Source organism: Sphingopyxis selenitireducens (assembly GCF_051550705.1).
GTDB lineage: Bacteria > Pseudomonadota > Alphaproteobacteria > Sphingomonadales > Sphingomonadaceae > Sphingopyxis.
Genome location: NZ_JBPULG010000001.1, coordinates 130640 through 149065, shown reverse-complemented (window position 1 = coordinate 149065; position 18426 = coordinate 130640). Strand labels below are relative to the sequence as shown.

The 18426-nt window shown below is 63.6% G+C and carries 18 protein-coding genes; 15 read left to right on the top strand and 3 right to left on the bottom strand.

The genetic code is table 11. The features are described 5' to 3' along the window. Positions 1-47: 47 nt before the first annotated feature. Positions 48-1262, bottom strand: a complete 1215-nt coding sequence (locus tag ACSYDV_RS00650) for an NADP-dependent isocitrate dehydrogenase (RefSeq protein ID WP_438321812.1) — start codon at positions 1260-1262, stop codon at positions 48-50. Between the two features lie 155 nt (positions 1263-1417). Here ACSYDV_RS00650 and ACSYDV_RS00645 point away from each other — a divergent pair, with 155 nt between their 5' ends. Next, positions 1418-2152 (top strand): phosphatidylserine decarboxylase, encoded by a 735-nt coding sequence (locus ACSYDV_RS00645; RefSeq protein WP_438321811.1) that lies wholly within the window; start codon positions 1418-1420, stop codon positions 2150-2152. A gap of 1 nt (position 2153) precedes the next feature. Next, positions 2154-2942: a CDP-alcohol phosphatidyltransferase family protein gene (locus ACSYDV_RS00640; RefSeq protein WP_438321809.1), complete on the top strand. Its 789-nt coding sequence runs from the start codon at positions 2154-2156 to the stop codon at positions 2940-2942. Here ACSYDV_RS00640 and ACSYDV_RS00635 read toward each other — a convergent pair. Beyond that, on the bottom strand, positions 2926-3171 hold the full coding sequence (locus ACSYDV_RS00635) for a hypothetical protein (protein ID WP_438321808.1): 246 nt from the start codon (positions 3169-3171) through the stop codon (positions 2926-2928). The genes ACSYDV_RS00640 and ACSYDV_RS00635 overlap by 17 nt on opposite strands. Positions 3172-3495: 324 nt before the next feature. Between ACSYDV_RS00635 and rpsB the strand changes: the two genes are divergently transcribed. The 12 genes from rpsB (at position 3496) to rpmE (ending at position 14929) form a co-directional block, all read left to right on the top strand. Then, the gene (gene rpsB / locus ACSYDV_RS00630; protein ID WP_438321807.1) at positions 3496-4329 is read left to right on the top strand and encodes a 30S ribosomal protein S2; all 834 of its coding nucleotides are present in this window, start codon (positions 3496-3498) and stop codon (positions 4327-4329) included. Positions 4330-4470: 141 nt separating this feature from the next. Continuing rightward, complete coding sequence (gene tsf / locus ACSYDV_RS00625; protein ID WP_438321806.1) at positions 4471-5397, top strand: translation elongation factor Ts; 927 nt, start codon at positions 4471-4473, stop codon at positions 5395-5397. Between the two features lie 117 nt (positions 5398-5514). After that, positions 5515-6237, top strand: coding sequence for a UMP kinase (gene pyrH, locus ACSYDV_RS00620; RefSeq protein WP_438321805.1), 723 nt, complete (start codon positions 5515-5517; stop codon positions 6235-6237). An 80-nt stretch (positions 6238-6317) separates the two neighbouring features. Continuing rightward, complete coding sequence (gene frr / locus ACSYDV_RS00615) at positions 6318-6872, top strand: ribosome recycling factor (protein ID WP_438321804.1); 555 nt, start codon at positions 6318-6320, stop codon at positions 6870-6872. 121 nt (positions 6873-6993) lie between these two features. Next, positions 6994-7680 carry a polyprenyl diphosphate synthase gene (gene uppS / locus ACSYDV_RS00610; protein ID WP_438321803.1) on the top strand — a complete coding sequence of 229 codons (687 nt, stop codon included), beginning with the start codon at positions 6994-6996 and terminating at the stop codon, positions 7678-7680. 2 nt (positions 7681-7682) lie between these two features. Next, positions 7683-8360 (top strand): phosphatidate cytidylyltransferase, encoded by a 678-nt coding sequence (locus ACSYDV_RS00605; protein WP_438321802.1) that lies wholly within the window; start codon positions 7683-7685, stop codon positions 8358-8360. 1 nt (position 8361) lies between these two features. Continuing rightward, positions 8362-9525, top strand: a complete 1164-nt coding sequence (locus tag ACSYDV_RS00600) for a 1-deoxy-D-xylulose-5-phosphate reductoisomerase (protein ID WP_438321801.1) — start codon at positions 8362-8364, stop codon at positions 9523-9525. Next, entirely contained in the window at positions 9518-10648 is a 1131-nt protein-coding gene (gene rseP / locus ACSYDV_RS00595) for an RIP metalloprotease RseP (RefSeq protein WP_438321800.1), read from the top strand. The genes ACSYDV_RS00600 and rseP overlap by 8 nt, the downstream gene beginning before the upstream one ends. Positions 10649-10718: 70 nt before the next feature. Then, on the top strand, positions 10719-13391 hold the full coding sequence (bamA, locus tag ACSYDV_RS00590; RefSeq protein WP_438321799.1) for an outer membrane protein assembly factor BamA: 2673 nt from the start codon (positions 10719-10721) through the stop codon (positions 13389-13391). Next, the gene (locus ACSYDV_RS00585) at positions 13391-14077 is read left to right on the top strand and encodes an OmpH/Skp family outer membrane protein (protein WP_438321798.1); all 687 of its coding nucleotides are present in this window, start codon (positions 13391-13393) and stop codon (positions 14075-14077) included. The genes bamA and ACSYDV_RS00585 overlap by 1 nt, the downstream gene beginning before the upstream one ends. Positions 14078-14082: 5 nt before the next feature. After that, entirely contained in the window at positions 14083-14562 is a 480-nt protein-coding gene (gene fabZ, locus ACSYDV_RS00580; protein WP_438321796.1) for a 3-hydroxyacyl-ACP dehydratase FabZ, read from the top strand. 139 nt (positions 14563-14701) lie between these two features. Then, positions 14702-14929, top strand: a complete 228-nt coding sequence (gene rpmE, locus ACSYDV_RS00575) for a 50S ribosomal protein L31 (protein ID WP_088439403.1) — start codon at positions 14702-14704, stop codon at positions 14927-14929. Between the two features lie 98 nt (positions 14930-15027). Here rpmE and ACSYDV_RS00570 read toward each other — a convergent pair whose 3' ends face one another. Further along, positions 15028-16500, bottom strand: a complete 1473-nt coding sequence (locus ACSYDV_RS00570; protein WP_438321794.1) for a glycerol kinase — start codon at positions 16498-16500, stop codon at positions 15028-15030. A 526-nt stretch (positions 16501-17026) separates the two neighbouring features. On the opposite strand from ACSYDV_RS00570, the gene ACSYDV_RS00565 reads away from it, so the two are divergent. Continuing rightward, positions 17027-18415 carry a DEAD/DEAH box helicase gene (locus ACSYDV_RS00565; RefSeq protein ID WP_438321793.1) on the top strand — a complete coding sequence of 463 codons (1389 nt, stop codon included), beginning with the start codon at positions 17027-17029 and terminating at the stop codon, positions 18413-18415. Positions 18416-18426 lie beyond the last annotated feature (11 nt).

The following is an 18426-nucleotide window of genomic DNA, read 5'->3' as shown; positions in this document are numbered from 1 at the left end:
AGGCCGGCCCCGGTTGGCTAGATATCTATGTCAACCTGTTCGGTTGTTCATTCGGCCATGGCCGCTTCGAGATTTTCGACGATCGCCTCGAAGAAGCCTTCGGTGGTCAGCCAATTCTGATCGGGACCGATCAGCAGCGCCAGATCCTTGGTCATCTTGCCGCTTTCGACGGTGTCGACGCAGACGCGCTCGAGCGTCTCGGCGAACTTCGTCACCTCGGGGGTGTTGTCGAGCTTGCCGCGATGCTTGAGCCCGCCGGTCCATGCAAAGATCGACGCGATCGGGTTGGTCGACGTCGCCTTGCCCTGCTGGTGCATGCGATAGTGGCGCGTCACGGTGCCGTGTGCGGCTTCGGATTCGACGGTCTGGCCATCGGGGGTCATCAGCACGCTGGTCATCAGGCCGAGCGAGCCAAAGCCCTGTGCAACGGTATCCGACTGGACGTCGCCGTCGTAGTTTTTGCAGGCCCAGACGAACTTGCCGCTCCACTTGAGCGCCGATGCGACCATGTCGTCGATCAGGCGGTGTTCGTAAACGATGCCAGCAGCATCGAATTTTTCCTTGAATTCGGCCTGGAAGACTTCCTCGAACAGATCCTTGAAGCGGCCGTCATAGGCCTTGAGGATCGTGTTCTTGGTCGACAGATACACCGGCCATTCGCGGGCGAGGCCATAGTTCAGGCTGGCGCGCGCGAAGTCGCGGATCGAATCGTCGAGGTTGTACATGCCCATCGCGACGCCCGCCGACGGGAACTGGAACACTTCTTCGTCGATCAGCGTGCCGTCTTCGCCTTCGAAAACCAGGCGCAGCTTGCCGGGGCCGGGGACGCGGAAATCGGTCGCCTTATACTGGTCGCCGAAAGCATGACGGCCGACGACGATCGGATCGGTCCAGCCGGGAACGAGACGCGGGACGTTCTTCATGACGATCGGTTCGCGGAACACCACGCCGCCCAGGATGTTGCGGATCGTGCCGTTCGGCGACTTCCACATCTTCTTCAGGCCGAATTCCTCGACGCGCGCTTCGTCGGGGGTGATCGTCGCACATTTGATGCCGACGCCATATTTGGCGATCGCATTGGCGGCGTCGACGGTGATCTTGTCGTTGGTCTCGTCGCGCATCTCGACGCTGAGGTCGTAATAGTGGAGATCGATGTCGAGATAGGGCAGGATCAACCGTTCGCGGATCCATTGCCAGATGATCCGGGTCATTTCGTCGCCGTCGAGTTCGACGACCGGGTTGGCTACCTTGATCTTGCCCATAATAGTGCCTTTTTCCTTGGGGAGTCGGATTTGCACGCGCCTTAGGCAATGCGGCGCGATTGTTCAACCGTCGTCGCGGCCCTGCCGGTGCCCCGACAAGCCCATGTTACCCATATCCCATTGTCAGTGCGGGATGGCCGCCCTAGAAGACTGCCATGTCCACAACCATTTCCTCCAACCGCCCCGGTGGCGGTATCAAGTGGCGCTGGCCGTCGATCCATCCCGAAGGCCGCAAGTTCCTTCTGATCGCGGCGATCATCACCCTGTGTTTCTGGCTGCTCGGCTGGGAAATCCTCGGCTGGCTGATGGCCGGCGTGACGGCTTGGGTCGGCGCCTTCTTTCGCGATCCGGTGCGGATTACGCCGACGGGCAGCGATCTGGTGATCGCCCCCGCCGACGGGCTGGTGACGCAGATTGCCGAAGTCGCGCCGCCGCCGGAAATTGCCGGCCTCGACGGGCTGGGCGACGCGCCGATGCTGCGCGTGTCGATTTTCATGAGCGTGTTCGACGTCCATATCAACCGCACCGCGGTCGCCGGAACGCTTCGCAAGCTCGTCTATATTCCGGGCAAGTTCGTGAACGCCGACCTCGACAAGGCGAGCGAGGAAAATGAGCGTCAGCATTTCGTCGTCGAGCGCGCCGATGGCGTCCGCATCGGCTTTACCCAGATTGCGGGGCTCGTCGCCCGGCGCATCATGCCCTTCGTCAGCATGGGGGCCGAGCTTTCGACCGGTCAGCGCGTCGGGCTGATCCGTTTCGGCAGCCGCGTCGACGTCTATCTGCCTGCGGGGACGACCCCGCAGGTGCTGCTGGGCCAGCGCACGCTCGCCGGCGAAACCATCGTCGCGCGGATCGGCAAGGCCGAAACGATCGACGGCGTTGGGCAATAATGTGTCGGATGCCAAGCTGACCGACGACGGGCGCGCGGTGCCCGACATCGAGCGTCGCCGGATCGGCGGCATCCCCCTGCGCGCCTTTGCGCCCAATGCCATCACCATTCTGGCGCTTTGCTCGGGCCTGACCGGGGTTCGTTTTGCGATCGACGGGGATTGGGCGGCGGCGATCACGATGATCATCGTGGCCGGCGTGCTCGACGGAATGGACGGCCGCATTGCGCGGCTGCTTCGCGCGCAAAGCAAATTTGGCGCCGAACTCGATTCGCTGTCCGACGTGATCGCCTTTGGCGTGGCGCCGGCGATGATCCTTTTCTTCTGGTCGCTCGACGAGGCGCCCAAATTCGGATGGACCGCCGCGCTTGCGCTCGCGGTCTGCTGCGCACTGCGTCTCGCGCGCTTCAATTCGCGCATGGATGCCGATTTTCAGCCGCATAAATCGGCCGGTTTCATGACCGGAATTCCGGCGCCGGCCGGGGCAGGGCTGTCGTTCGTTCCCGTCTATCTGTGGCTGGTGACCGACAACGACCTGTTCCGCCAATGGTATATCGTCATGCCGTGGGCGCTGGGCGTCGCGATGCTGATGATCTCTGCCATCCCGACCTATAGCTGGTCGTCGATCCGCCTGCGCCGTTCGTGGCGGATTTTTGCGCTGGCGGGGGTCGGCCTGTTCGGCGCGGCGCTGGTGACGGCGCCCTGGTGGACCCTGCTCGCGGTGTGCGCGCTCTATGTGCTTGCGCTGCCCTTTGGGCTCGCCAGCTATGCGAAGGTCAGGCGGCGCGGCTGAGCTGCGGCCGGGCGCGGGCGGCGTTGCGAATCGCGCGCGCCCCGGTCCGGCGCAGCGGCAGGACGCGCGGCGCAGGACCCGATTTCGGTGTTGCCGCGACGGGGAAGGCGCCTTCGCCGAGCAGCGCCGACAGGATCGCATCTTCATTGGATTTCAGCATTGCGACGATCACGGTGATGCCAAGCCCGGCGGCGATGGCGAAAAGGAGAGCGGCTGCGACCTGAACCATGATCTTGTCCTTCCGGTTTTTTCGTGCGAAAACCCTGATGTCGATGGGACGGCTCCGCTGAGCTTTTGTTCCATGTTCCCTTTTTGTTCTCAAGCTTTTTGCGACGAACCGAGTGCGATTGTCGTCGTGCCGCCATTTCGCGCGCGCCGAAATCGAGGGCACGGACGGGCGCAAAAAGGCCGCTTCCCCCTTGCTTTTCGCGGCGAGGGCGTTTAACGGCCCGCCCATTCCACATGGAAGGCGCACATAAACCGGTGCCGGGACCATCCCTCGCGGATGCCTCGGTTCTTGCTTTCCAGAGGACCAACCGGAAGGAGAAAGACTATGGCGGCCCCTGTCGTCACGATGCAGAATCTTATCGAAGCTGGCGCCCACTTCGGCCACCAGACCCACCGTTGGAACCCGCGCATGAAGCCGTATATCTTCGGCGCGCGCAACGGCATCCACATTCTTGACCTGTCGCAGACCGTGCCGCTTTTCGCGCGCGCTCTCGAATTCGTTGCCTCGTCGGCAGCGTCGGGCGGCAAGGTCCTGTTCGTCGGCACCAAGCGCCAGGCACAGGGCCCGATCGCCGATGCGGCTCGCGCTTCGGGTCAGCACTTCGTCAACCATCGCTGGCTGGGCGGCATGCTCACCAACTGGAAGACGATCTCGGGTTCGATCAAGCGCCTCAAGATGCTCGAAGAGCAGCTGTCGGGCGACACCTCGGGCCTGACCAAGAAGGAAGTGCTCAACAAGACGCGCGAACGCGACAAGCTGGAACTCAGCCTGGGCGGCATCCGCGACATGGGCGGCATTCCCGACGTGATGTTCGTGATCGACGCGAACAAGGAAGAGCTGGCGATCAAGGAAGCCAACGTCCTTGGCATTCCCGTCGTTGCGATCCTCGATTCGAACGTCTCGCCCGACGGCATCGCGTTCCCGGTTCCGGCGAACGATGACGCCGCCCGTGCGATCCGCATGTATTGCGACGCGGTGGCCCAGGCGGCGACCCGTGGCGGCCAGCAGGCTCGCGCCGATCGCGGCGAAGACCTTGGCGCCGCAGTGAACCCGGTTGTCGAACCCGTGCTGGTCGAAGAAGCCGCACCGGCCGTGACCGAAGACGAACAGGTTCCGGCCGAAGCGGCCGCAGAAACCGAGCGCCAGAGCGACGCATAAGCGCGCCTGACGTGACCCCGGCGGCGGCTGCATTCGTGCGGCCGCCGCCCCGGTCATCGCATTGACTTATCGCGCCGCCATGTGCGCGGCGCAGCAGCGGGCCGAATTTCACGGCCCGCCCTTTTTTGGAAAGGATCACCCATGGCTGAAATTACGGCCGCTCTCGTCAAGGAACTGCGCGACCGCACCGGCGCCGGCATGATGGACTGCAAAAAGGCGCTTGCCGAAAATGGCGGCGACATCGAAGCGTCGATCGACTGGCTGCGCACCAAGGGTCTCGCCGCCGCTGCCAAAAAGGCTGGCCGCGTCGCTGCTGAAGGTCTGGTTGGCGTTGCCACCGACGGCAATCGCGGTGCGATGGTCGAGGTCAACAGCGAAACCGACTTCGTTGCGAAGAACGAACAGTTCCAGGACTTTGTCCGTGACGTGACCCAGGTCGCGCTCGCCGGCAGCATCACCGATATCGACGCGCTGGGCGCTGCGGCTTACCCCGCCGGCGGCACCGTTGCCGAGGCGCTGACGCAGAATGTCGCGACGATCGGTGAAAACCAGTCGCTGCGCCGTTCGGTCATCATGACCGTGAACTCGGGCGTCGTCACCGCCTATGTCCACAACGCTGCCGCTCCCGGCATGGGCAAGATCGGCGTGCTCATCGCGCTCGAATCGACCGCCGGTGCCGACGTTCTCGAACCGCTGGGCAAGCAGCTGGCGATGCACGTCGCCGCCGCGAACCCGCTGGCGCTGAACGGTGACGACCTCGACGCCGATCTGGTCGCACGCGAACGCGCGATCGCCGAAGAAAAGGCTGCCCAGTCGGGCAAGCCCGCCGAAATCGTCTCGAAGATGGTTGACGGCTCGATCGCGAAGTATCGCAAGGAAAATGCGCTGCTGTCGCAGCTCTTTGTGATGGACGGCAAGACCCCGGTCGCCGAAGTCGTCGCGGCTGCCGGCAAGGATGTCGGCGCGACGATCACGCTCAAGGGCTTCACCCGCTTCCAGCTCGGCGAAGGCATCGAGAAGGAAGAAAGCGATTTCGCGGCAGAAGTCGCGAAGGTCTCTGGCGTTTGACACAATAAACGTGGAATTGCTGCGCTGCGGCGCGGCACTCCGCTTGGCAATGGCGCGTACTCTGACTAGGGTGCGCGCCATTCGCATATTTCCCCCAGCTAAAGGTATTATCGCAATATGGCATTGCCCGGCCTGAAACGCATATTGTTGAAACTGTCGGGTGAGGCGCTGATGGGCTCAAGCGCCTTCGGCATCGACCCCGACACCGTCGCCAGCATGGCCGCCGAAGTGAAGGCAGCGAAGGAGCGCGGGCTCGAAATCTGTCTGGTGATCGGCGGCGGCAATATCTTTCGCGGTATGGCGGGCGCCGCCAAGGGCATGGACCGCGCGCAAGCCGACTATATGGGCATGCTCGCCACCGTGATGAACGCGCTGGCGATGCAGAATGCGCTCGAGCAGCTGGGGGTGGAAACCCGCGTCCAGTCGGCGATCGAGATGGACAAGGTGTGCGAACCCGTCATCCGCCGCCGCGCCGAGCGTCATATGGAAAAGGGCCGGGTGGTGATTTTTGCTGCGGGCGTTGGCGCGCCTTATTTCACCACCGACAGCGGCGCCGCGCTGCGCGCTGCCGAGATGAAGTGCGACGCGCTGCTCAAGGGCACCAGCGTCGATGGCGTCTATAATGCCGACCCCAAGAAGGACGCGAACGCGGTCCGTTACGACCGGCTCAGCTATGACCGCGTCCTTGCCGACAATCTGAAGGTGATGGATGCCAGTGCGGTCGCGCTTTGCCGCGACAATCATATTCCGATTGTGGTGTTCAATATCCGTGAACCCGGCAATCTGGCGCGCGTTCTGACGGGCGAGGGTGTTTCCACCATCGTCGGCGACGCCGACTGACGAAATGACGTCGGCGACGCCGACTGAAGAGATCATGTCCGGCAGCGACGCCGGCAAAGCTTGGAATAGAGGAAAAGACGATGGCGAAATATGACAAGGCCGACCTGGAACGCCGGATGCACGGTGCGGTCGAATCGCTGAAGAGCGACCTTTCGGGCCTCCGCACCGGCCGCGCGCATACCGCGCTGCTCGATCCGGTCACGGTCGAGGTTTATGGCAGCCACATGCCGCTGAACCAGGTCGCATCGGTCAGCGCGCCCGAGCCGCGCATGCTGTCGGTGCAGGTGTGGGACAAGTCGAACGTCGGTCCGGTCGACAAGGCGATCCGGTCGGCAGGCCTCGGCCTCAATCCGATCGTCGATGGCCAGACGCTGCGCCTGCCGATCCCCGAAATGACGCAGGAGCGCCGCAAGGAACTGTCCAAGCTGGCCGGCAAATATGCCGAAGCCGCGCGCGTCGCCGTGCGCAACGTCCGCCGCGATGGCATGGACAATCTGAAGGTGGACGAGAATAAAAAGGAAATCAGCGAGGACGATCGCAAGCGCCACGAAGCCGAGGTGCAGAAACTGACCGACGCGACGATCGCCGAAATCGATGCGGCTGCGTCGGCCAAGGAAAAGGAAATTCTGGGCTAGTGCTTTTGGGCACTTTCCTTTCAGTCGTTCGGACTGAGCCTGCCGAAGCCCCGTCCTTCTCTTGCCCGGAGACGGAACGGCCCTTCGACAAGCTCGGGACGAACGGTTTTTGAGTTAGCCGATGTCAACGAGAAATCACGGTGCGCGCCATGTCGCCATCATCATGGACGGCAACGGCCGTTGGGCGAAGAAGCGCTTTTTGCCGCGCGTCGCGGGTCACAAGGCGGGTGTCGAAGCCGTGCGCAACATCGTCCGCGCGGCGGGCGACCTGGGCATCGAGGCGCTGACGCTTTATGCCTTTTCGTCCGAAAACTGGAAACGGCCCGAGGAAGAGGTCAGCGACCTGATGGGGCTGATGAAGCGTTTCATCATCAGCGATCTCGACGAATTCGCCGCCAATGATGTGCGGCTGAAAGTGATCGGCGACTGGCACGGGCTGGCTCCCGACGTCGTCGCGCTCATCGAAAATGCGCTCGAACGCACCGAGGGCAACACGCGCACGACGCTGGCGGTCGCACTCAACTATGGCGCGCAGGACGAACTGGTGCGCGCGGCAAAGGCGGCCGCTGCGGCGGGAGAGATCACCGCCGAGGCGATCGAGGCAAACCTCGACACCGCGGACTTGCCGCCGCTCGACCTGCTGATCCGGACCTCCGGCGAAGTGCGGCTGTCGAATTTCCTGCTGTGGCAATCGGCCTATGCCGAGCTCTATTTTACCGACCGGCTGTGGCCGGATTTCAAGCCCGCCGATCTGGCGGCGGCGCTCGACCATTTTGCGCGGCGCGAACGCCGTTACGGGGGATTATAGGGATGGCAACGGCGGTGAAGTCGGATCTGTGGGTGCGGTTGGGATCGGCGATCGTCATGTTGGCGATCGCGGGCACCGCGCTGTGGTTCGGCGGCCTCGCTTTTGCGCTGCTGCTGTTCGTCGGCGGCGCGCTGCTTCTGGTTGAATGGGTCGGGCTCGTCCGCGCGATGGGGCTGGGCGGTGGCGGCCGCATCGCCCTTCAACTGCTCGGTCTGCTGATCGTGGTCGGTGCGATCGCGGGATTGTGGTTCATCCGCGACCAGTTGGGCGTCACCGCAGCCCTGTGGGTGTTTGCGATGGTCTGGGCGACAGACATCGGCGCCTATTTTGCCGGCCGTGCCTTTGGCGGTGCGCGGCTCGCGCCGAAGATCAGCCCATCCAAAACCTGGTCGGGGCTGATCGGCGGGATGATCGCGGCGCTGATCGTCGGCGCGACGCTGGGCGATCGCGGCGAGATCGTCGGGGTTCCGCTCTGGATCGGCCTGATCATGGGCCTGCTCGCCCAACTCGGCGATCTTGCGCAAAGCTGGATGAAGCGCCGCGCCGGGGTCAAGGATTCGGGGAAGCTCATTCCGGGACATGGCGGCGTCTTCGACCGCGTCGACGGGTTGCTGCCGGTCGCGTTGATCCTGGGCGGACTGGCCTTTGCCGGACAGATCGCCGTGCAGGCGGGTGGCTGAGATGACGCGCCGCCTTTCGCTGTTCGGCGCCACGGGATCGGTGGGGCAATCGACCCTCGATCTTGTTCGCCGCGATGGCGAGGGCTGGGCGGTCGCGGTGCTGACCGCGAACAGCGATGTCGCCGAACTGGCGCGGCTGGCGCGCGAATTTCGTCCCGATGTCGCGGTGATCGCCGACGAGGCGCATCTGGGCGCGCTGCGCGAGGTGCTGGCGGGCACGGGGATCGAAGCCGCGGCGGGCGCCGATGCACTGGTCGAAGCGGCCCGGCGGCCGACCGATCTGGTCATGGCGGCGATCGTCGGCACCGCCGGGCTCGCGCCGACGATGGCTGCGCTGGCCGCCGGGCATGATGTCGGGCTGGCCAACAAGGAATCGCTGGTGTCGGCGGGCGCGCTGATGATGGCCGCGGCGCGGGCGTCGGGCTCGACTATCCTGCCGGTCGACAGCGAACATAATGCCATTTTCCAGTGCCTCGCGGGCGGGCGCATCGATCAGGTGCGCCGGATCATCCTGACGGCCAGCGGCGGACCGTTCCGCACGATGAGCGCCGCCGACATGGCGCGCGTCACCCCGGCACAGGCGGTCGCGCATCCGAACTGGTCGATGGGCGCCAAGATCAGCGTCGATTCGGCAACGATGATGAACAAGGGGCTCGAACTGATCGAGGCGCATCATCTGTTCCCGATCGGGCTTGAGCGCATCGAAATCCTCGTCCACCCGCAGTCGGTGATCCACAGCCTTGTCGAATATATCGACTGCTCGACACTCGCGCAGCTCGGGTCGCCCGATATGCGGATCCCGATCGCATCGGCGCTTGCCTGGCCGCAGCGGATGGCGACGCCCTGCGCGCCGCTCGACCTCACGACGATCGCGCGGCTCGATTTCGAGGCGCCCGACGAGGTGCGTTTTCCGGCGACCGCGCTTTGCCGCGCCGCGATCGCCGAGGGCGGCGCACGCCCGGCGCAGCTCAACGCCGCGAATGAGGTGGCGGTCGCCGCTTTCCTTGCCGGCCGCATTTCCTTTCCGGCGATCGTCGATACGGTGCGCCGGGTGATGGATGCCGATGCGCCCGCGGTGCCGGCATCGCTTCACGACATATTCAGCGTCGATGCCGCATCCCGCGCGGCCGCGCAGCATTTTGTGGACCAGTACGAACATGTCTAACGTTCCGCTTTGGCTCTATTTCGTCGCTTTTCTGGGGGTTCTCGGCCCGCTCGTCTTCGTGCATGAATATGGGCATTATATCGTCGGCCGCTGGTGCGGGGTGAAGGCGGACGCTTTTTCGATCGGTTTCGGGCGCAAGATTTTCGGCTGGACCGACAAGCGCGGCACCGAATGGCGGATTTGCTGGCTGCCGCTCGGCGGTTATGTCCAGTTCGCGGGCGACCGCGACGCGGCGAGCCGGCCCGACGCCGAATGGCAGGCGCTGCCCGAGGGCGAACGCTCGCAGAGCTTTCCTGCCCAGCCCGTGTGGAAACGCGCGCTGATCGTCCTTGCGGGACCGGTCACCAATTTCCTGTTCGCGATCGGGATTCTGGCGGCATTCGCCTTTGCCTATGGACTGGCGCAGACGCCGGCGGTGGTGGGGCAGGTGGAACCCGGGCGCCCCGCTGCGGTCGCGGGGTTGCAAGCCGGTGATCGCATTGTCGAAATCGACGGCCGGCCGATGCACGCGTTCAGCGATATTCTGCCGGCCATCGGCTATAATCTTGGAAAGTCGGCCAATTTGCTGGTCGAGCGCGGCGATGCGCGGTTCGCGCTGACGCTGAAGCCCGAAATGATCACCGAAACCGATCGGTTCGGAAACAAATCGGAACGGGCGATCCTGGGCATCCGCTCTGGCAAACCGGTCTATACCTCGGTGGGGCCGATCGCGGCGATCGGTCACGGCGTCGATCAGACGGTCGCGATCGTCCGGATGACCGCGTCGGTACTCGTCCAGTTCGTGACGGGCGATCGGTCGATCAAGGAGATGGGCGGTCCGGTCAAGATCGCCAAGACATCGGGGGAGATGGCGTCGCTCGGGATCGAGCAACTGATCTTCTTTGCTGCCTTCATTTCCATCAATCTGGGGTTCATAAACTTGTTGCCATTGCCGATGCTGGATGGTGGCCATTTGCTCTTTTACGGCTATGAAGCGGTGCGGCGGCGCCCGGCACCGCCACAGGCCCAGGAATGGGCCTTTCGTGTTGGCTTTGCGGCGATCGTCACGCTGATGCTGGTCGTGACTTTCAACGATTTGGGCTCAATCGGGGTCTGGGACGGGATCGCCCGCTTGATTGGCTAGCGAGTCTGGGGCAGGGAGAGCGCGCACTTGGCCGGAGCGGGGCCTTGCGCAGGGATTTTGTTTTTTCGGGATGAACAGCGTGGCATCACACAAATATTCAGCGCGGACGCAGCTGTCGGCAGTTCTTTTGGCAGGAACGATGCTGGCATGGCCCGCCGCGCCGCTGTTCGCGCAAGAGGTTGCGCCGCCGACCGTCCCGGCTCCGGCACCGGAGGCCGCTCCGTCGGCCGCCACGGTCCAGTCGATCACGGTCACCGGCAACCAGCGGCTCGAGGCGCAGACGATCCTGTCGTACCTGCGTTTGCGCGTCGGTCAGGCATATGACCGCTCGGTTCTCGATCAGGCACTGAAGGACCTTGCGGCGACCGAGCTGTTCAAGGATTATCAGATCAGCGACAACAATGGCGCGCTGACGATCCAGGTCGTCGAAAACCCGGTGATCAACCGCGTGATCCTGGAGGGCAACAAGCGCCTGAAGGAAGACAAGATCCGGCCGGAGATCAAGCTGTCGCCGCGTCAGATCTTCACCCGGTCGAAAGTCCGCGCCGACGTCGCGCGCATTATCGAACTCTATAAGCGTCAGGGCCGCTTCGCCGCGACCGTAGAGCCGAAGATGGTCTCGCTCGATCAGAATCGCGTCGATGTCGTGTTCGAAATCAACGAAGGTCCAAAGTCCAAGGTCCGCCAGATCAACATCATCGGGAACGAGAAGTTCAAGGATGGCGAGTTGAAGGGCGAGATGGCGACCAAGGAATCGGGGCTGCTCACGATCCTGTCGTCGAACACCAGCTATGACCCCGACCGCCTTGCCTATGACCAGCAGAAGGTCCGCCTGTTCTATCTGAAAAATGGCTATGCCGATTTTCGCGTCATTTCGGCGGTGGCCGAGCTGACGAGCAACAAGCAGGACTTCATCATCACCTATGTCGTCGAGGAAGGCGAACGCTATAAGTTCGGCGACGTCGAAGTCGAAAGCGAATTGCGCGATTTCCGTCCGGAAACGCTGAAGGCCATGCTTCCGATGAAAAAGGACGACTGGTATGATGCCAAGCTGGTCGAGGACACTGTCGAAAGCCTGAGCGAAACCGCCGGCCTGTTCGGTTACGCCTTTGCCGACATCAATCCCGAATTCCGCCGCGATGCCGAAACCCGGACGATGGCGATCACCTTCAACGTCGCCGAAAGCCCGCGTACTTATGTGGAGCGGATCGACGTCAACGGCAACACGCTGACCCACGACAAGGTCGTGCGCCGCGAATTCCGCCTGAACGAAGGCGACGCCTTCAACAGTTTTGGCATCAAGCGCACCGAGAACCGCCTCAACAGCCTGGGCTATTTCCAGGAAAATCTGGCGATCGAGCGCAAGGAGGGCAGCGCCCCCGACCGCATCATTCTCGAAACCAATGTCGAGGAAAAGCCGACCGGTGAATTGTCGCTGTCGGCCGGTTTCTCGTCGATCGAGAATTTCCTGCTCCAGGGTTCGATCCGCCAGCGCAACTTCCGCGGCCTGGGTCAGCAGCTTCAGGCGTCGGTCAATTATTCGAGCTATTCGAAGTCGATCGAACTCGGTTTCACCGAACCCTATTTGTTCGATCGCAACATCTCGATCGGCGGCAGCGTCTATCGCCGCGACCTCAACTCCTTCGGTTTCGGGATCAACAATGATCGCCGCACGACCTTCGAACAGGTCACGACGGGCTTCCAGCTCAACACCGGCGTTCCGCTGACCGAATTCATGTCGCTCTTTGGCCGCTACAGCCTGAACTTCGACGATGTGTCGCTCGACAAGTCGCTCTATTATTTCGGCGACAATTGCGATCCGCTGATCGCCGGCCGCTATTTGTGCGACGCGATCGGCAAGCGCACGACCTCGCTCGTCGGCTTTACGCTGGCCTATGACGACCGTGACAACCGCGTGCGTCCGACGCGCGGACAGTCGCTGTCGCTCAGCCAGGATTTCGCCGGCCTCGGCGGCAGCGTGAAATATGTCCGTACCCGTTTGTCGGGCAGCAAGCATTTCAATATGGGTAGCCGCTTCATCCTCAACGTCTCGGCCGAGGGCGGCTATATCTATCCCTTTGGCAGCGCGCCGAGCGCGGGCAGCGACAAGGTTCGCCTGACCGACCGCTTCTTCCTTGGCGAACCGCAGATGCGCGGCTTCGACATTCGCGGCGTCGGCCCGCGCGTCATCCGCTATGCGGTCGACAATACCAACCCCGCCAGCCCGGTTGTTATCACGGACACCAGCGGAAATCGCGGCCAGATCGACGATGCTCTCGGCGGACGTGCCTATTATCAGGGCCGGATCGAGATGGATATTCCGCTCGGCACCGGCGCGAAGGAACTCGGGCTGCGGCCGTCGATCTTCCTCGACGTGGGTTCGGTGTTCAGCGTGAAGCGTCCGGAGTTGACGACGCTGGCGAATTTCATGGATCCGACCGACAATCTGACCAAGTCGCTTTGCCGTAACAAGGACACGGGGGGCAGCCAGTTTGCGACGGAAACGTTGAACGGCACGACCCCGACCGGCCAGTATACGACCTGTCCGACCGGCTTTTCGCGCATGGACCCGTTCGAAGAACGCTTTTTCGGCGACACCTGGATGCCCCGCGTTGCGATCGGTGCCGGGGTTAACTGGAACTCTCCCTTTGGTCCTTTCCGGATCGATTTCGCTTACGCCCTTCGTAAAGAAGAGGGCGACGACACCAAACGCTTCTCATTCAACGTAGGAACCCAATTCTGATGAAGAAAATTCTTGCCGCTTCGGCACTCGCCGTCGCCACCCTGTCGGTTTCGCCGATCCTGTCGGCCCCGGCCATCGCGCAGGCGAAAGCCGTCGCGGTCGCCGACGTCCGCATGGCGGCCGCGCGCTCCAACGCTTTCAGCACCGCGTCGCAGCAGATCGAAACGACCTATAAGGCGCAGATCGATCAGCAGCAGTCGCGCGGCCAGACGCTTCAAGCCGAAATCAACGTCCTGATCGCGAAATATAACGAAGAATCGAAAAAGACCCCGCAGAACCAGACCGCGCTTCAGGCTGCTGCCAAGGCCGTGCAGGACAAGCGTCAGGCGGCTCAGGCCGAACTCGGCCGTATCGGCGGGCCCGTCGATCTCGCTGTCGCTTATGTCGAAGACCAGATCAGCGTTCGCATGAACGAGGCAATCAAGGCGGCGATGACCGCACGCAAGGTTGACCTGTTGATCAACCCCGAAGCGGTGCTGGCGCGCGAAAACAACGTCGACATCACCGATGCGGTGGTCGCCGAACTCAACAAGATTCTGCCCAACGTCTCGATCGCGGTTCCCGCGGGTTACCAGCCGGGCCAGCTGGTCCAGCAGCGCAACCAGCAGCTGATGGACGCCGCCCGTGCCGCGCAGCCTGCCGCAGCCGCAGCACCCGCCGCCGGCACCCCGCCGACGACGCGCTAAACATCATGACGGACGGGGAAAATGCAGCGGGGGCTTTGGGGCCGGTCGATACGCGCCGGATCCTGAGCCTGCTTCCGCATCGTTATCCGATGCTGCTCGTCGACCGGGTGGTTTCGATGGTGAAGGACACCTCGATCCACGCGGTCAAGGCGGTGACGATCAACGAGCCCTTTTTTCAAGGGCATTTCCCCGGCCGGCCGATCATGCCCGGCGTCCTCATCGTCGAGGCGCTGGCGCAGGCTGGCGGCGTGCTGGCGATCGAATCGCTGGGCCTCGCCGGCACCGGCAAGCTCGTCTATTTCATGGCGATCGATGGCGTGAAATTCCGCAAGCCGGTCGAACCCGGCTGCCTGCTCGACCTTCACGTCACGATCGTTCAGGCGAAGCGCAACATTTGCAAGTTCGAGGGCAAGGCGATGCTGGATGGCGCTTTGGCCGCCGAATGCCAGTTCACCGCGATGATCGCCGATCCGCCGACGGATTGAGCAAGCCTTCGTGCTCCTCGTCAACCCGGGGAGAGATGTTGCATTTTCCCCGATTGGCCACTAAAGGCCGCGACTTCGCGTCCCCGGACGCACCGACTCAACGCGGCTGGTCGGTAACCAGCTGCACAGGAGCCCAGATATGAAACAAGACATTCACCCCGCTTATCACATGATCACGGTCAAGATGACCGATGGCACCGAATATCAGACGCGCTCGACCTGGGGCAAAGAGGGCGATACGATGACGCTCGAAATCGACCCGACGGCGCACCCGGCATGGACCGGCGGCAACGGCCGCATGCTCGACGCTGCGGGCCAGGTTGCCAAGTTCAACAAGCGTTTCGGTGGTCTCACCCTCAAGCGTTGATAGAGCGTCGCCCCCGCGAAGGCGGGGGCCGCTGGAGGCCTTTTTCGGCTTCACTGCGTAAGACGACTGCGGCCCCCGCCTTCGGGGGGGGGCGACGATTACGCCAAAACCTTCGCAAGCGCGCTTTGCCACCCGGCAAGGCGCGTTTCGCGTTTTGGGGCACTGAGCGCGGGGGTGAAGCGTGTGGCGCGGCCGCGCATCGCCCTGGCTGCGCTCGCAAGGTCGGGATAAAGGCCGGCCCCGGTCGCGGCGAGCATGGCGGCCCCCAGCGCGGTGCTTTCGACGAATTCGGGGCGCTCGACGGTCAGGTTCAGCATATCTGCCAGATCCTGCGCCATCCAGTCGTTCGCGGCCATGCCGCCGTCGATCCGCAAATCGGCCCAATCGACCCCGTCGGCGGCGAAGGCCGATTTGAGGTCGTGGGCCTGATAGGCCTGCGCCTCGAGCGCCGCGCGCGCGACATGCGCCTTGCTGCTGGCGAAGCTGAGGCCGGAGATCGCCGCTAGGGCATCGGGTCGCCAGTGCGGCGCGCCGAGGCCAGTGAGGGCCGGGACCAGATAGACCCCGCCATTGTCGGCAACCGACCGCGCCAGCCCCTCGCTCTCGCCCGCATTGGCGAGCAGGCCAAGCCCGTCGCGCAGCCATTTGATCAGGCTCCCCGCGACGAACACCGATCCCTCAAGCGCATAGCTGCGCGTATCGCCTTCCTGCACCAATATCGTGGCGAGCAGGCGGTTCGCCGACTGCGGCCGCGCCGTGCCGCTGGCCGACAGGATGAAGGCGCCTGTGCCGAAGGTCGCCTTGGTTTGTCCGGGCGACAGGCACGCCTGACCGATCGTCGCCGCCTGTTGATCGCCGGCCATGCCGCAGATCGGAATGGCGCCGCCGAACAGCGCCGGATCGGTCGTCCCGACCTGCTCGGTACAGCCGGCAATCTCGGGCAACAGCCCCATTGGCACGCCGAGCAGGTCGCACATCTCCGCGTCCCAGCCGCCCGCTCCGTTGATATCCATCAGCAAGGTGCGCGACGCGTTGGTCGCATCGCTGACATGGGCGCCGCCGGTCAGGCGGAAAGCGAGATAGGATTCGATCGTTCCGACCGCGAGCCGGTCACCCGCTTCGCGCAGCTGCGGCCAGTTTTTGAGCGCCCAGCCGATCTTGCTTCCCGAAAAATAGGGGTCGAGCAGCAGCCCGCTTTTTTGCTGCACCGCAGTTTCATGCCCCGCCTCTTTCAGCGCGGCGCAATCGGCGGCGGTGCGCCGGTCCTGCCACACGATCGCGCGCGCCAGCGGTGCGCCCGTTGTGCGGTCCCAGAACACGACCGTCTCGCGCTGGTTGGTGATCCCGATCGCAGCAATTTTATCGGCGCCGCCCGCCTTGTCGATCATCGCGCGGGTACAGGCGAGGGTGGCGGTCCAGATTTCGGCGGCGTCATGCTCGACCAGTCCGGGGGCGGGATAATATTGGTTGAACTCGCGCTGCGCGCTGCCGAGCGGGGTCCCGTCGGCGGCAAAGAGCATCGTCCGGGTCGAGGTTGTGCCTTCGTCGATGACGATGATCTTTTTGGTCAACGCGTTTTCCTCCCAATCTTCGAGGGTGAACCTGCCAAATGCTGTGGGTCGGAACAAGGGGCAGGAATGGGGTTCACGCGGAGACGCGGAGGCGCGGAGAAGAAGAATGTTCGCGCAGAGGCGCAGAGGCCGCAGAGAAAGAGAGAGTGAAAGGCGGCAAAGCCACCAATCTTTTTCCTCCGCGGCTCCGCGTCTCCGCGTGAACAAAAATCTCTGCGCTCTCTTCGCTCTCTGGGCGTCTGCGCGAATATTCTTTCCGTTGCCGATCGAAGTGCGAGAGATGAAAAGCAATTATCTTGCAAAAGAACGCAACCCGTGCCATATATGCTGCAGCGCAACATGGCGGACCAATCCGCCGCAACCACCGGCAGCGTGATTTTCCCGACCGATTTCAGGCGCGGGCGAGCCGGAAATGCGCTTTGTCCCCAGAGGCACCCTTTCACGCGGGTCGTTTCGAACCCGCGGCCGTGCGCCGTCCGTTCGATGCGAACGGATGCGCCTGCGCGTCGCCCTATGTGAGTATTTTATGACGACTTTTAACGACTTTGGCCTGCACGCCGACATTAATCGCGCGCTCGCCGCCAAGGATTACACCCAGCCGACCCCCATTCAGGAGCAGGCGATCCCGCCGCTGATGAAGGGCCGCGACCTGTGCGGCATCGCGCAGACCGGCACCGGCAAGACCGCTGGCTTTTCGCTCCCCTCCATCCACCATCTTCTGACCTATCCGCACCGCGCCAACCCGCGCAGCTGCCGGATGCTCGTTCTCGCCCCGACGCGCGAACTTGCGGCGCAGATTGCGCAGAGCTGCCGCGACTATGGCCGCTTTACCAAGCTCAGCGTGACGACGGTCTTTGGCGGCGTGCCGATCAACAAGCAAATCCGCGACCTGTCGAGCGGCGTCGATATCCTCGTCGCCACCCCCGGCCGCCTGCTCGATCTGATCGACCAGCGCGCACTGCGCCTCGACGATGTCGAAATCTTCGTCCTCGACGAAGCCGACCAGATGATGGACATGGGCTTCATCCACTCGCTGCGCCGCATCGCCAAGCTGCTGCCCTCGCGCCGTCAGAACCTCTTCTTCTCGGCGACGATGCCCAAGGAAATTGCCGGCCTTGCCGACCAGTTCCTGAACGATCCCGTCACCGTATCGGTGGCGCCGCAGGCGACGACTGCCGAAAAGATCCGCCAATTCTCGACCTTCGTCGAACAGAAGGAAAAGCAGGCGCTGCTCCATGCTGTCGTCGAGCGTGAGAATATCGACCGCGCATTGATCTTCACCCGCACCAAGCATGGCGCCGACCGCGTCGTGCGCCACCTCGCGGGCGCCGGGATCAAGGCGATGGCGATTCATGGCAACAAGAGCCAGGCGCAGCGCACCAACGCGCTGCAGCAGTTCCGCTCGGGCGAGATCAAGCTGCTCGTCGCGACCGACATTGCCGCGCGCGGTATCGACGTGTCGGGCGTGTCGCACGTCATCAACTTCGAAATCCCGAACGTCCCCGAACAATATGTCCACCGCATCGGCCGCACCGCGCGCGCAGGTGCCGAGGGCATGGCGATCAGCTTCATCGCCCCCGATGAGCGTCCCTATATGAAGGATATCGAGCGCGTCACGCGGACCAAGTCCGAACCGATGCCGCTGCCCGAGAATTTCAACGAACTGGTACGCAACCTGCCGAAACCCGTTGCGGGTCCGCGCGACACCGGCAGCCAGGGGCGCGACCCGAACCGCCAGCGTCAGGATGCCCATCGCCAGCGTAGCGGCGGCAAGCCGGGCGGCGACCGTGGTCCGCGCCGTGAAGGTGCGGCTGGCGCGGCAGGCGAGGGCGCCGAAGGCCAGCGCAAGCGTTTCTTCCGCCCGCGCAACAAAAGCGTCGGCGCGCACAAGGGCGCGGTGAAGCGCGTCGGCTGACGCTAAACGCC